A 13,182-nucleotide genomic window follows, 5' to 3' on the forward strand; every position below is an offset into this window, starting at 1 on the left:
TAGTTAATAATTTTATAAGGGGCTTTATGCTATAATAAGTAGCAGGAATATGTGCTAACATAAGCAATGTTTAAGTTTAAATGCAGATTGTTGTTAGGAGGAATATAATTATGAGAGAAAGAATATTAGTGGTTGATGATGATCCCGCAATAAAAAATTTAATTGAGGTTTATTTAAAAAGTGAAGGTTATGAGGTAAATAAGGCTTCTAATGGAGAAGAGGCTTTAAAGTTAGTAGAAGCTTGTAATTATGATTTAGTAATACTAGATATAATGATGCCAAAGCTAGATGGAGTATCTACATGCATAAAAATCAGAGAAAAATTTATAATGCCAATAATATTTCTATCTGCTAAAGATGAAGAACTTGATAAGATACAAGGTTTGACAGTCGGAGCAGATGATTATATTTCAAAACCATTTGGTTCTATGGAACTCTTAGCTAGAGTTAAAGCACAAATAAGAAGATACAAAAAGTTTAATAACACATCAAATAGTAAAAATATAATTGAGATAGGCGATTTAATTATTAATATAGATACTCATGGAGTTAAGGTAAGAGGTGAGGAAGTTAAACTCACCTCAAAGGAATTTAGTATTTTAGAATGTTTGGCTAGAAATAAAGGAATAGTATTTTCAGTAGAAAAACTTTACGAAACTGTCTGGAAGGAGAATTTTGTAGTATCAGATACTTCTGTAGTGGTTCATATAACCAACCTAAGGCAGAAGATAGAAATCGATCCAAAGTCTCCTCAATATATAAAAACAGTTTGGGGAGTTGGGTATAGGATATGAATAAAGATACTATAATCAATAACTTGATAAAATTATTGATAATTCAATTAATAATCTTTTCAATAAGCAATCTAATAGTAGTAATTATAAATACATATGAAACACTTTTTGGAAGTTATGATTTAAATTTATTACATCTTTTAAATCTTAGAGTTTTCTTAATACCTATTTGGGTTCAAATAGGTATAATCTATGTATTTTCTTGTTTTTACAAAATAAAAAAGACACAATTAATGTTAAGGCTAATGAATATTAAAGTATTTCTATGGGTCGTGGTACCTTTTTTAGTAAGTACTTTCATAGTATTTTTAGTAAATATATATAAGAATCAAATTATTTATATAAATTATAATTTAATTGAAATTAATAAATATAGTATATCTTTACTAGTTGCTTTTGTATTAGCTACTATACTTATAATTTATATTTTGATTAATATTATAAGAAATAGAGCATTGTTTATTAGTAAAATAGGATCAAGACTTATTATTATAATAGGAATAGCTTTTATTGCAAGTATGTTGTTTCTTAACACTATAAGTAAATTTGTAGAAAGTTACTTGCTGGATTATGGTAACATTAAGCCAAAAAGATTTGTTGAAATATATAATACAATTTCCTTAGGATTTATCACAGTAGTGCTTATAGCCTTTATACTAATTATATTATTTGTTGTAAATAAGTGGGTTGAATATCTAAATTATATGACAGGGAAATTGAGTAGAATATCAGAAATTCAATATGTAGATTATCTGGATATTAAAGGAAAAGATGAATTTTCAGAACTTGCACATAGTATAAATATAATGTCTAAAAGGCTCAAGGATAATTATGAAAGAGAAAAGAAAATTGAAAAAGAAAAGAATGAACTTATAATTTCTGTTTCACATGATTTAAAGACGCCTCTGACATCCATAATAGGATATTTGGAACTTCTAAAATATGAAAAGGAAAAAAATAAATATGATAAAACTAATAGGGGATATTTGGATATAGTGTATGAAAAATCTATTGATTTAAAAAAATTAATTGAAGAGCTTTTTGAGTATACTAAGATTTCTAATAGTTATATTTCTTTGGAAAAAGTCAGATTCAATATAGCAATATTAGTAAATCAAATTCTTGGTGAGGAAACATTATTCTTTAAAGAAAAAAATATAGATATTAAATTTGAAACTGAATCAAGTGAAATATATTGTGAAATTGATATTAAAAAAATGACTAGAATAATAGAAAATATTGTTAAAAATGCCCAGAAGTATAGCTTTGCCGATACAATATTTAAGGTTAATATAAGAGAAAATAATAAAGAAGTGCTAGTTTTATTCGAAAATATTGGGGAACATATGGGAAAAGAAGAATTGGAATTGATTTTTGAAAAGATGTATAGACTTGATAAATCTAGAAGTTCAGAAAATGAGGGGTCAGGATTAGGTCTCGCAATTGCTAAAAGGCTCGTAGAACTTCATAATGGAAAGTTATGGGCTGAATGTGAGGGAAATACTATAAGTTTTATTATGTCGCTTCCTAAAGAGGAGATATAATTAGTTAATATTTTTTAGTATAGTAGAATAAGTTAGGAACAACAATTTATGGTTTGTAAAATAATAAAAAGACTATATCCTTTATTTATGATATGGTGAACTATATCATAAATAAAGGATAATAAGTAAAAAACAAGTGATAATAAATATAAGAGATAGATTTATAGATTTATAATACCTTAAATGTTACTATAGAAAATAAAGGTAAGGCGCAACAAAAGAGATTGTTGAATATGCTAATTTCAAAAATAACTATAAGCAAAACTAGGGAGATTGAATCAATAGAACTTAAGTAGAGAACTCAAATCTATGATTTGATGTGAATCACTTACTCAGCGAACGAATGTGAGTCGAGTTTCCTTTAAAAATGATAACTTACTAATGTATCTAAGTAACGGAGGAGAACCAAGTCCAGAGGGAGGAGGTTCTCCTTCTTTTGTTGTTTCAAGAAGAATGTTGATGATAAATCCTGTGAATATAAAAAGTTGTATATAATAATTTCATAGACAACATTTTCCACAAAAACCATGCCAAGACAAAAATAAGAATGGACTAGTCAAAATATACATGCTACAATATGAATGAATATATTTTTATTCATTCATATCGCTATTAATTATCGAAACATCTTTTATTTAGAGGTAGTATCGGCATCTGTATCATTAACTATAATACAAAAAATTTATTCTTATATTATAAAGTAATACCAACGAATAAAAGCTTTTTATTTGTAAACATGAGGAGGTATCAAATGAAAAAGGTTACTGTGTTTATGGGGACTTCACAAAAGCAGGCAACTTACCAAGCAGTTCAGGAATTTGAAAAAAATTTAAAGTCATATACAGATATTGACTTTGAGTATGTTTTTTTAAAAGACTATCACCTTAAATATTGTAATGGCTGTAAGGTATGTTTTGAAAAGGGAGAAGAAAATTGTCCTTTGAAGGATGATAGGAATTTACTTATTGAGAAGATGAATAATTCAGATGGAGTTATTTTTGCCACTCCCAATTATTCATTTCATGTAACTGCACCATTGAAGAACTTTTTGGATCGACTAGCTTTTGTTTTTCACCGACCTCAATTTTTTGGTAAGACTTTTACAACTATTGTTACTCAAGGTATATTTGGAGGAGCCTCTATTGTAAAGTATTTAGAAAATATTGGAGAAAACTTAGGGTTTCACGTAACAAAAGGATGCTGCTTGAATACATTAAAACCTATAACAATGCGTCAACAGAAAAAAATAACACAAGAAGTCAAAAAAGCATCCGCAAGATTTTATAAGGAACTTATGCGTCAAACGTCGCCAACTCCTTCTATTTTCAGATTGATGATGTTTCGGATATCCCGTACAAGTATTATGAATATTTTGAATGAGACGTACCGGGATTATATTTATTTTAAAGAAAAAGGATGGTTTGAATCTGATTATTATTATGATGTTTCTTTAGGATTATTCAAAAATATTGCAGGTAAATTTTTCGATTTCTTAGGGGGATGGATGGCTAAGCATAGATAGGGTATAATTGTTATTGATAGAAAAATGGAGGGTGGTTAATTGAACGATAAAAAAGAAGTTATATTTAATTATGGGAGAGAGCTATTTAGTTCCAAAGGATTTAAAGATATAAATGTGTCTGATATTACAAAAAAGGCTGGAATAGGGGTAGGTACGTTTTATAACTACTATTCCTCGAAAGAGAAGCTTTTCATGGAGATTTTTTTAGAAGAAAATGTAAAACTCAAAAAAAGTATTTTGGAATCTATCGATATGAATGGTGATCCCTTAAAAGTAATTAAAGAATTAATGTTTATGAACATCAGTGGCATAAACTCAAATCCAATACTTAGAGAATGGTATAACAGGGATGTCTTTAGTAAAATAGAGCAAAATTACAATGAGGAGAACGGAATAAAATATGTTAATTTCGTATATAACAGTTTTGCAGAGTTAATAAAAAAATGGCAGGTTGAAGGGAAAATGCGAAATGATATCGATTGTGAAATTATTATGGCTATTTTTACTGCAGTGATAAATATAGATACCCATAAGGACGAAATTGGGATTCAATATTTTCCACAAATTTTAGATTACTTAGCTGAATTTATAATTAAAGGTTTGATTGATTGCAACCAATAGGGATATGACTAAGATTCATTAACATAAAGAGCTGTATGCCTTAATTGGGCACGTACGGATCTGTGATGGGAAAAGTATCATAAGTAAATGAGATTTGAATAATAGGGCAGAAGGAGGAACAACCCAATAAGGCGGTATCCTCCTTCTTTTTATGATAACCATATTAAATATTGCATAGCTTGGCGAAGGAAATTTTGTTTATAAAGCTGCCTTTATATCTGATGAAAAGATTGAGCACTAAAAGCCATTTGCTAAATAATTAATAATTTTGAGTGGGAAGTGATAAATGCAGAAATCTTAGAAAGTCCTTTTTAATGTATCAAATTGCTTAAAAAATTCCATTATTTCTTGGAGCGGTTTTTGCTGTCCACTTAGAAACCATTTTCGCCAAACAGCATAAACGCCTGCTGACATGAAAGTTGTCCAGTATTCACCACTATCAGGAGCATAAAATTTGTTTATTTCTTCTATGAAAATCTGCTGAATTATTGGTTCATATCCACGGTCAACAGATGAAAGTAAATCATCACTAAAGGTGCTGAAAAACTTTAATTGGATATCAAATTTATCAGAGAAGGATGGATTCTGATGAATCGTATAAAATACAGCTGCAATCTTTGGCTGGTAATACTCATACAAAATCTGTTCGAGATCGTTAAAATTTCGGTAAAAAGCCATACGGCTTACCCCTGCCCGTTTACAAACTTGTGAAACTGTTAATTCCGACAATTTTTCTGTTGCAAGCAACTGCAGCATGGCTGTTGTTATAAAATCCTTTGTATCTTTTTTGATGGCTTGCGAGTGATTTGTTGCTGCCATTACAATACCTCCCTTATTGTCACATATGATCGTTTATGTGTTGATTTCACCTTGATAATAGTATATGCTAATGGAACAGAGGTTACAAGTGAAACATTAGTTAGGAGGAATTAATTATGGAAAAAGAGTTAGTTTTAGTAACAGGCGGAAGTGGCTTCATTGCCGTACACATAATATTAAAGCTTTTGAAACTGGGATATCGAGTTCGTACAACACTTCGCACATTGTCACGCCAGGATGAGGTTAAATCAATGCTTGCAAAAGGTGGAGCAGTTGATTTTGAAAATCTGGAGTTTATACAGACAGATTTGACAAGTGATACAAACTGGATGAAGGCGGTGACTGATGCAAATTATGTTATTCATGTAGCATCACCAACACCAGCCACACGTCCAGATGATGGTGATGAAATGGTGAAAATGGCTGTTGATGGTACATTGAGAGTAATGAAGGCAGCGAAAGAGGCAGGTGTTAAACGTGTGGTTCTAACTTCTGCTTCAGGGGCAGTGATTGCAGGCCATAAATTTCATCAGGAGATTTTCACAGAGGAGGATTGGACAGATTTGTCAAGCAATATCGATGCATACCAACGTTCAAAAACTATGGCAGAGCTTGCGGCTTGGGAATTTGCAAAGAGAGAGAATATGGAACTTTCTGCTGTTAATCCTGTGGCGGTCATGGGACCTGTACTTGGACAGGATTATTCTCACTCTAATCAGATTATTCGTGCGATGCTCAGAGGAGATATGCCATTTCTTTTAAATATTGGATTTGATTATGTTGATGTGCGAGATGTTGCAGAATTGCATGTACTTGCGATGACATCTCCAGAAGCAGCGGGAGAGAGATTTATTGCTACTACAGGTGAAAATCTGACATATAAAGAAGAAGCGAAAATTTTACAGAAATACTTAGGAAGTAAAGCAAAGAAAGTATCGACTAAGGTACTGCCGGATTTTATAATTAAATTTATGGCAATTTTTAAAAAGGATTTGCGTATGCCAGCAACATTTTTAGGACAAAACACAGCTTGTAGCAATGCAAAAGCTAAAAAGTTACTTGGCTGGCAGCCAAGATCAGCAGAAGAAGCAATCGTGACAACTGCAAAAAGTATGATTGAACTTGGATTAATTGATAAATAGATATTAAACTCCACCATGAAACCCACAACAATGAAGAAAATGTGTTGTCGTGAGTTATTTATTTTGAATTAAGGATAATAAGCATGTCATAAATGGGTTATTTTATTACTATTTGGGGATAATAATATATTAATAAATATCGCTAATATTTTAATTAAATTAAGTATTAACGGTATTTTTTTAGAATAAAGAGAAAGTTTAAAATAAGTTATTATAGTCGTTTATTAGTGATCTTTTAAATTGACATTCAAAATTTATCATGTTATACTTACGATAGTTAGCCGGCTAACTATTATAAAGGAGATTATTTATGGATAACTTTACTTTTATTGATCGTCCTGATAATCAGCGGTTACAGTTGATGAAAGATGTTTATTCGGAAGTAAATTCAGATATTGTAAAATTATTTATTGATTTTCAATGGGCATATCGTAATATGCAAAAACAATATAATTATATCCTTGATAAAAACGATTTAAGTGAATCAAGATTTATTATTTTGATGTTTTTATATCAAGCTCCAAACCAAACATTGTTGCCTTCAGTTATTTCTGAGAAATTGGGAGCCACTCGTGCAACAGTTAGCAAATTATTAAAAGGAATGGAGATGAAGGGTTGGATTTTAAAAAGTACTTCCACTACAGATAAACGTTCATTATCTGTCCAACTTACTGAAACAGGAAATTATGTTTTAGAGAAATTTTTACCAGAAAATTTTAGCATCGTTAACAATTTGCTGGGTAGCCTGTCTAATGAAGAAATTCAGCAACTCTCAAATTTATTAAAAAAAATTAATGATAGCACTCAAAAATATACCCAAGAAAAGGAGAAATAAAAGATGCAAACAAAAAAAATTGAATTATTAGAAACATTCCTTAGCTTATATATAAATCATTTTACTGTGTTAGAAAACATTGGAAAAGAAGATTCGCCATATGTCATATTAGACGTTCGTAACGCTCCGGCACATGTAAAACAAGACCAAATAAAAGGTGCTATTGCAATGCCTGCAAAAGAATTAGGAAACCATTTAGATGAATTAGATAAAAGCAAAACATATGTTGTATATGACTGGACTGCTGGTACCACGCTTGGAAAAACAGCATTACTTATTTTATTATCAGAAGGTTTTGAAGCTTATGAGCTTGCAGGAGCACTTGAGGGTTGGAAAGGAATGAACCTTCCTATTGAAACATTAGAATAAGAATGAAGAATTTTAATTTGTTTAAAAAGAGCAATTAACAAAAGTTAGTTGCTCTTTTTTTATATGTTTTGAAAACCACCTGCTATTGAACTTTACTCTAAAAAGTAGACAATAAAAACAAAACCCTTTGACAGCATTGAAAGTAAGATAAATGATTCACTAAAGAAATTGGGTGAGTTAAAGGCAGAAGTTTGGAATAGTTTTGATGGGGGTGTTAAAATGTATGAAAAAATACAGAACAAACCAGAGATAGATAGAAATGTATCTAAAGAATCAATTGCTCTTACTAAAGTAGAATTAAATAATATTAAAGGTTTAGCTTTGACATTTAGTGATATAGTAAAGAATGTTGCTGGGGCAATTGGTGGGATTCTTCTTAATTTTAAAGGAAATTCAAGTTTAGATAATGCACGCGATATTAGTGATAATGCTGATGAGGCTATAGGAAAAACGGATGAAGGTAGAAATCTTATTAAAAAAGTAAAGAAATTAAGTGAAAATATTACTATAGAATTAAAAAGCTTAAATAAAGCATACATAGTATTATTATCTTCAATGGAGAATATCGTTGCCAATAAAACCAACTATAGAGATTTTAAATACGAAGAAAGAAAAGCACTTGAAAAGACAATGCTATCGATCACTCTCTTGAAAAGATTAACGATGACAAATATTTTGGATAGCAAGAATAATAATTCATTGCTTGAATAATCTGTTAACAAAACAGTTAGTGAAGTGAAAATTCAAAGAGAAGAAAAACTTTAAAATAAAAATAGAATGATTTAAAAATAATTAGAAGTATTAAGAATAGTAGTAAATAAATATATATTATAATAGTGAATAAAATTTAAAGGGAATACTTAAAGCAATAAGAGCTTTGAGTATTCCTTTTTCTATTTTGAGGAGGTATTGAACATGAAAAAATTGTACAAACTTGAACAGCTAGAAGTAATAAGAACAGAATATACAAAAGAAGTACTAGCAAGCATAGAAGAAGTAATAATAACACTCAATGAAAACTATGGAGTAGACAGAGAGGTAGATAAAGATCTTGGAGGATATGTTGCAATATTAGAACCAAAAGTGACACTGAATCATCTAAAAGCATTAGATTTCAAAGTAGAGGGTGCATTGCTCGATGTCATCAATAAGAGATGGCTTTGTCAATGAAAATGAACAACGGAGAGCTTATACAGAAATAAACATAAGATTATAATAGTGAATTTTCTTTAATTATTTTATAGAATATTAGATGCTAAAACCAATAGCAATCCCATTGTATAAATGTGCTACACCTTGTTGTGACTGATTTTACATAGCGTAATTATTAAGTGAGTAGTAAATATTTTGTATAAAGTAGCAAGTTGATAACCATTTCATAATATGCTATAATTACATTACTTGTTCGGTGAATAAGCAATGTATAGAAGGAGATGGTACAATATGTCAAATAAATATGATTCACTATTTACTCCGTTAAAAGTTGGCAGTACTACAATTAAAAACCGAATTGTACTTTGCGCAATGGAAGGGACGAACCTTGTAGAGGGCATGATGGGTTATGAATTTAATAAACATTGTCATGATTACTATGTAGAGAGGGCAAAAAATGATGTAGCTCTTATGGTTCCAGGTATGGTGACAGTAAAAAGTTTATTTGGTGATAGCTGGCTTGGAGATCAGGAAGAAATCTTTATGGGACCTGTTAAAAAGCTTATGGATGAAATTCATTCATATGATGCAAAGGTATTTATGCAGATTGGTGCTGGAATGGGACGTGCTATGGTTGCCATTCCTATGTTGCGAGAACAATACTATGCACAAAAGCAGGGTAAAACGCTTGATAGTCCAGTGAATATTGATGTTGATAGAATATTTCGTTCACCGTCGGCAGGTTTGCCAAATGTTTGGGATCCGGAGATTAAAAGTACAGAGATGTCAAAGGAGGAAATACATGATATAGTCAAGGGTTTTGGTAAAGCCGCTGCACTTTGTAAGAAAGCTGGAATAGATGGAGTAGAAATACATGCTGTGCATGAGGGATATTTACTAGATCAATTTACCATTGCTGCCACAAATCATCGTACTGATGAGTATGGGGGGAGTCCAGAAAATCGCTTCCGCTTTGTAACTGAAATAATTCAAGAAATCAAAAGAACCTGTGGTGTTGATTATCCAGTAAGTGTACGATATAGTGTTGAAAGTAAGATGTTAGGATTCAATAAAGGAGCGCTCCCTGGCGAGGAGTATACTGAATTTGGTCGTAATTTAGAGGAAGGTATAGAAGGTGCAAAACTGCTTGAAGCTGCTGGAGCTGATATGCTCAATGCCGATAATGGTTCTTATGATTCATGGTTTTGGGCTCATCCACCTCTTTATATGCCACTAAGTTGTAATCTTGATGCTTCGGCAGCAATCAAACCACATGTAAATATTCCTGTCGTTTGCGCAGGCCGTATGGAAAACCCTAATACAGCAGCACAGGCCTTATTAGATGGTAAGATTGATGGTATCGGAATTGCTCGCCAGCTGCTTTGTGATGGTGAGTACGTTTCCAAAATTCGTGAAGATAGGATTAAGGATATACGTCCTTGCTTAGCTTGCCATAATGGATGCTTTGGAGTTAGTAAATATAAGGGAAACCCAGGGTCTCTTCCTAAAGGGCAAATGGGATGTTGCGCTATTAATCCTACAACTCTTCAAGAACAAAAATACCAAATTACACCATCAGGACATAAAAAGCATGTCGCTGTTATCGGTGGTGGAATTGGTGGAATGGAAGTGGCACGTCTTTGTAGTATGCGAGGACATGATGTTACATTATATGAAAAAACCAATGAACTCGGTGGCGTATTTATAGCGGCAGGTGCTCCTGATTTTAAAGAGAAAGACAAGATGCTGATAGAGTGGTATAAGCGTCAAATTGATATCTTAAACATTGATGTCAAGCTGAACACGGAGATAAAGGAAGAAAATCTTCTTTCACTTGGTGCAGATGAATTAATTATTGCCACTGGTGCTACTCCAAGAAAATTTGCTATACAAGGTGCTGATCGTGATAATGTAATGGAAGCTATTGAATATCTGCGTGGCAAAAAAACTATTTCTGGAAACAGAGTTGCAGTAATTGGTGGTGGCTTGACAGGTTGTGAGATTGCTTATGATTTAATCCTTAAAGGGAAAAAACCAGTTATTATTGAAATGATGGATGATATTTTGAAAATTGATGGTTTAAGTGCTGCAAATTCAAACTTTTTACGTGATGTTTTCCGAAGATATGAAACACCACTATATTTGGAAGCAAAAGTTGTTCAAATTAATGCTAATGGTGTAGTTGTTGCTACTCCTCAGGGTGAACAAACTATTGAAGTGGATAGCGTAGTGACATCTATTGGTTATATCACGTCGCCAATCGTCGAAGTAGGTAATGCGACTACTCATATCATCGGTGATGCTCTTAAGGTAGGTAATTTGATGAATGTAGTTTGGGGAGCCTATGATGTTGCCCTTTCAATTTAGGCATATTTTTCTAAAATGAACGTCGTTGCATTAGGTTATTTTCTGTGCTACAATGCCTAAAGAGGTGGCACTTATGAAAATAAAAAATAAGCGGCAGTTACAAGCTGAAAAAACCAAAGAAGCTATACTGGAATCAATTAGTGAGATGGTTCAGGAGCGTCCAATTTCACAGATAACAATAAGAGAAATTTGTAATCATACAGGAATTTCGGCTGGAGCTTTCTACCATCACTTTGATAGCAAAGAGGCTGCAATACTCTATAATTATCGGTCTGCAGACCATGAGTTTGAAAAGCTTGAGCGTAACGGTACTCCACTTGAAAATATTCGTAGTATCATAAATACCCACATTGGGTTAATGTCTGATAAAAATATTAATTCTGTAAGGTCGATTTATATTAGCCATTTAGTATATCACGATGAGTATTTTTTCAGTGAGAATCGCCCTATATTTCAAGTTCTGAAAGAGGAAATTGCTGCGTTTACAGGTTTAGAACAAGATAGCGTAAAAGTACGTAAGCTTGTTTGGCAGGTTCTTTGGTTCTGTAGAGGTATGATGTATAACGCATGTATTGATCGAAATGAAAAGTGGAATAATTGGCCTACTGAACAGGTTGATGATGCTCTACAATACTTCTTGTTTTATGAAAAACAAATATAATATAGTAAAGCCTGCATAAATCAAATTGTGCAGGCTTTACTCATATATTTATTTATCTATCTTAATTTGCCCAATATTATTTCTTATACTTCAAGAAACCTTATAAACATTAGTGTACAGTAATTATAAACATCTTTAGACTTTTAACTTTTATGTTAAACCATAAATTAAAAGTAAATAGTGTGTATATCATATGGATTGGATTAGTAGTTTCTATTGTATTTAAGGCTATGGGGATATTAAATCGCGTTCAATTTCAGCAACGTTATTATTCTGGTTAAGCTAAATATTAAACTTAATACCAGTAAGTTCTTCGCTAAGTTGCCACAATCTCCTAGCTAAATCTGTGTCTATGGCCCAAGGACGTACCCCATTTTCCTTTAAGCTATCAGCTGTAACAGCCTCGGAGATATCGCAATCCTCACAATATACACCACCCATCTCATTTAGTAAAGGGCTGGTTGCACACCATACTGGTGTGGCTGCACCTTGCTCAATGTTTTTAAATTCATTTACAGGTTGCTTATCAACAGTTTTTTTATCTTTATTCTTAAGCTCTTGTGTAGTAACTTTTCCGTCAAGAGAAAATCTACCAAGGTCTGTAGTTGGAATTAACCCTGGGTGAACTGCAAAAGCTCTTACTCCATATTCCTTACCTAATCTATCAAGCTCAACAGCAAAAAGTATATTGGCAGATTTTGATTGGGCATAGGCTTTCCATTTATCATATTCTGTTTTTTGAAAATTAGGATCTTCAAAATTAACACCTCCAAGACGTTGAGCTCTTGATGAAACTGCAATAACCCTAGCACTACCAGCTTTTTTTAAAGCAGGCCAAAGTCTTGCTGTTAATTGAAAGTGTCCTAAATGGTTTGTAGCAAATTGAGCTTCATACCCTCTACTATCTCTCATTAAAGGTGGAGCCATGATTCCAGCACTATTTACTAAGATGTTAATTGGCCTTCCGGAAGCTATAAATTTTTCTGCAAAGCTATTTATAGAATCAGAGTCCATAAGATCTAAAGTTCCTAGCTCTATATTTTTAATTCCATCTATAGCTTTCTGTGCTTTTTCAATATTTCTTGCTGGTACTATAACTGTGGCGCCAGCTTCGGCTAAAACTTTAGCAGTTTCCAATCCGATTCCCGAATAACCTCCAGTAACAATTGCTATCTTACCTTGTAAATTAAGATTTTCTATAACTTCTTTTGCAGTTGTAGAAAAACCATATCCTGAATTTATTGGTGATTGAATAGTATGTTTCATATCTTTCTCCTTTTTTATGCATGGCATATTTTTAAAATAAATTTAACTCGCTAGCGTTACATTTAGTATATTTCTTAGAGTGCAGTGTAA

The 13,182-nt window shown here is 32.0% G+C and carries 13 protein-coding genes; 11 read left to right on the forward strand and 2 right to left on the reverse strand.

What is annotated here, in order from left to right:
- Positions 1-110: 110 nt before the first annotated feature.
- From L3B98_RS24915 to L3B98_RS24930, 4 genes are all read left to right on the forward strand, one after another.
- Positions 111-794, forward strand: coding sequence for a response regulator transcription factor (locus tag L3B98_RS24915; RefSeq protein WP_238918650.1), 684 nt, complete (start codon positions 111-113; stop codon positions 792-794).
- Positions 791-2,338, forward strand: coding sequence for a HAMP domain-containing sensor histidine kinase (locus L3B98_RS24920; protein WP_238918651.1), 1,548 nt, complete (start codon positions 791-793; stop codon positions 2,336-2,338). Before L3B98_RS24915 ends, L3B98_RS24920 begins: the two co-directional genes overlap by 4 nt.
- Before the next feature lie 751 nt (positions 2,339-3,089).
- Positions 3,090-3,860: an NAD(P)H-dependent oxidoreductase gene (locus tag L3B98_RS24925; RefSeq protein ID WP_077361925.1), complete on the forward strand. Its 771-nt coding sequence runs from the start codon at positions 3,090-3,092 to the stop codon at positions 3,858-3,860.
- A gap of 39 nt (positions 3,861-3,899) precedes the next feature.
- On the forward strand, positions 3,900-4,481 hold the full coding sequence (locus L3B98_RS24930) for a TetR/AcrR family transcriptional regulator (protein ID WP_077361927.1): 582 nt from the start codon (positions 3,900-3,902) through the stop codon (positions 4,479-4,481).
- 297 nt (positions 4,482-4,778) lie between these two features.
- Here L3B98_RS24930 and L3B98_RS24935 read toward each other — a convergent pair whose 3' ends face one another.
- Positions 4,779-5,300, reverse strand: a complete 522-nt coding sequence (locus tag L3B98_RS24935) for a TetR/AcrR family transcriptional regulator (protein WP_015392124.1) — start codon at positions 5,298-5,300, stop codon at positions 4,779-4,781.
- A 116-nt stretch (positions 5,301-5,416) separates the two neighbouring features.
- On the opposite strand from L3B98_RS24935, the gene L3B98_RS24940 reads away from it, so the two are divergent.
- From L3B98_RS24940 to L3B98_RS24970, 7 genes are all read left to right on the forward strand, one after another.
- Positions 5,417-6,442, forward strand: a complete 1,026-nt coding sequence (locus L3B98_RS24940) for an aldehyde reductase (protein WP_238918652.1) — start codon at positions 5,417-5,419, stop codon at positions 6,440-6,442.
- A gap of 310 nt (positions 6,443-6,752) precedes the next feature.
- Positions 6,753-7,277, forward strand: coding sequence for a MarR family transcriptional regulator (locus L3B98_RS24945; RefSeq protein WP_238918653.1), 525 nt, complete (start codon positions 6,753-6,755; stop codon positions 7,275-7,277).
- A gap of 3 nt (positions 7,278-7,280) precedes the next feature.
- Positions 7,281-7,646: a rhodanese-like domain-containing protein gene (locus L3B98_RS24950; RefSeq protein ID WP_077361934.1), complete on the forward strand. Its 366-nt coding sequence runs from the start codon at positions 7,281-7,283 to the stop codon at positions 7,644-7,646.
- 219 nt (positions 7,647-7,865) lie between these two features.
- Entirely contained in the window at positions 7,866-8,357 is a 492-nt protein-coding gene (locus tag L3B98_RS24955) for a hypothetical protein (protein WP_238918654.1), read from the forward strand.
- A gap of 204 nt (positions 8,358-8,561) precedes the next feature.
- Positions 8,562-8,816, forward strand: a complete 255-nt coding sequence (locus L3B98_RS24960; RefSeq protein WP_238918655.1) for a hypothetical protein — start codon at positions 8,562-8,564, stop codon at positions 8,814-8,816.
- 273 nt (positions 8,817-9,089) lie between these two features.
- Positions 9,090-11,165: an FAD-dependent oxidoreductase gene (locus tag L3B98_RS24965; RefSeq protein WP_238918656.1), complete on the forward strand. Its 2,076-nt coding sequence runs from the start codon at positions 9,090-9,092 to the stop codon at positions 11,163-11,165.
- 73 nt (positions 11,166-11,238) lie between these two features.
- Entirely contained in the window at positions 11,239-11,826 is a 588-nt protein-coding gene (locus tag L3B98_RS24970; protein ID WP_238918657.1) for a TetR/AcrR family transcriptional regulator, read from the forward strand.
- A gap of 282 nt (positions 11,827-12,108) precedes the next feature.
- Here L3B98_RS24970 and L3B98_RS24975 read toward each other — a convergent pair whose 3' ends face one another.
- A complete protein-coding gene (locus tag L3B98_RS24975; RefSeq protein ID WP_238918658.1) occupies positions 12,109-13,092 on the reverse strand; it encodes an oxidoreductase in 984 nt (327 codons plus the stop codon).
- Positions 13,093-13,182: the final 90 nt, after the last annotated feature.

Origin of the sequence: Clostridium sp. YIM B02555 (assembly GCF_022320955.1) — a bacterium.
GTDB classification, from domain to species: Bacteria; Bacillota; Clostridia; order Clostridiales; family Clostridiaceae; genus Clostridium; species Clostridium saccharoperbutylacetonicum.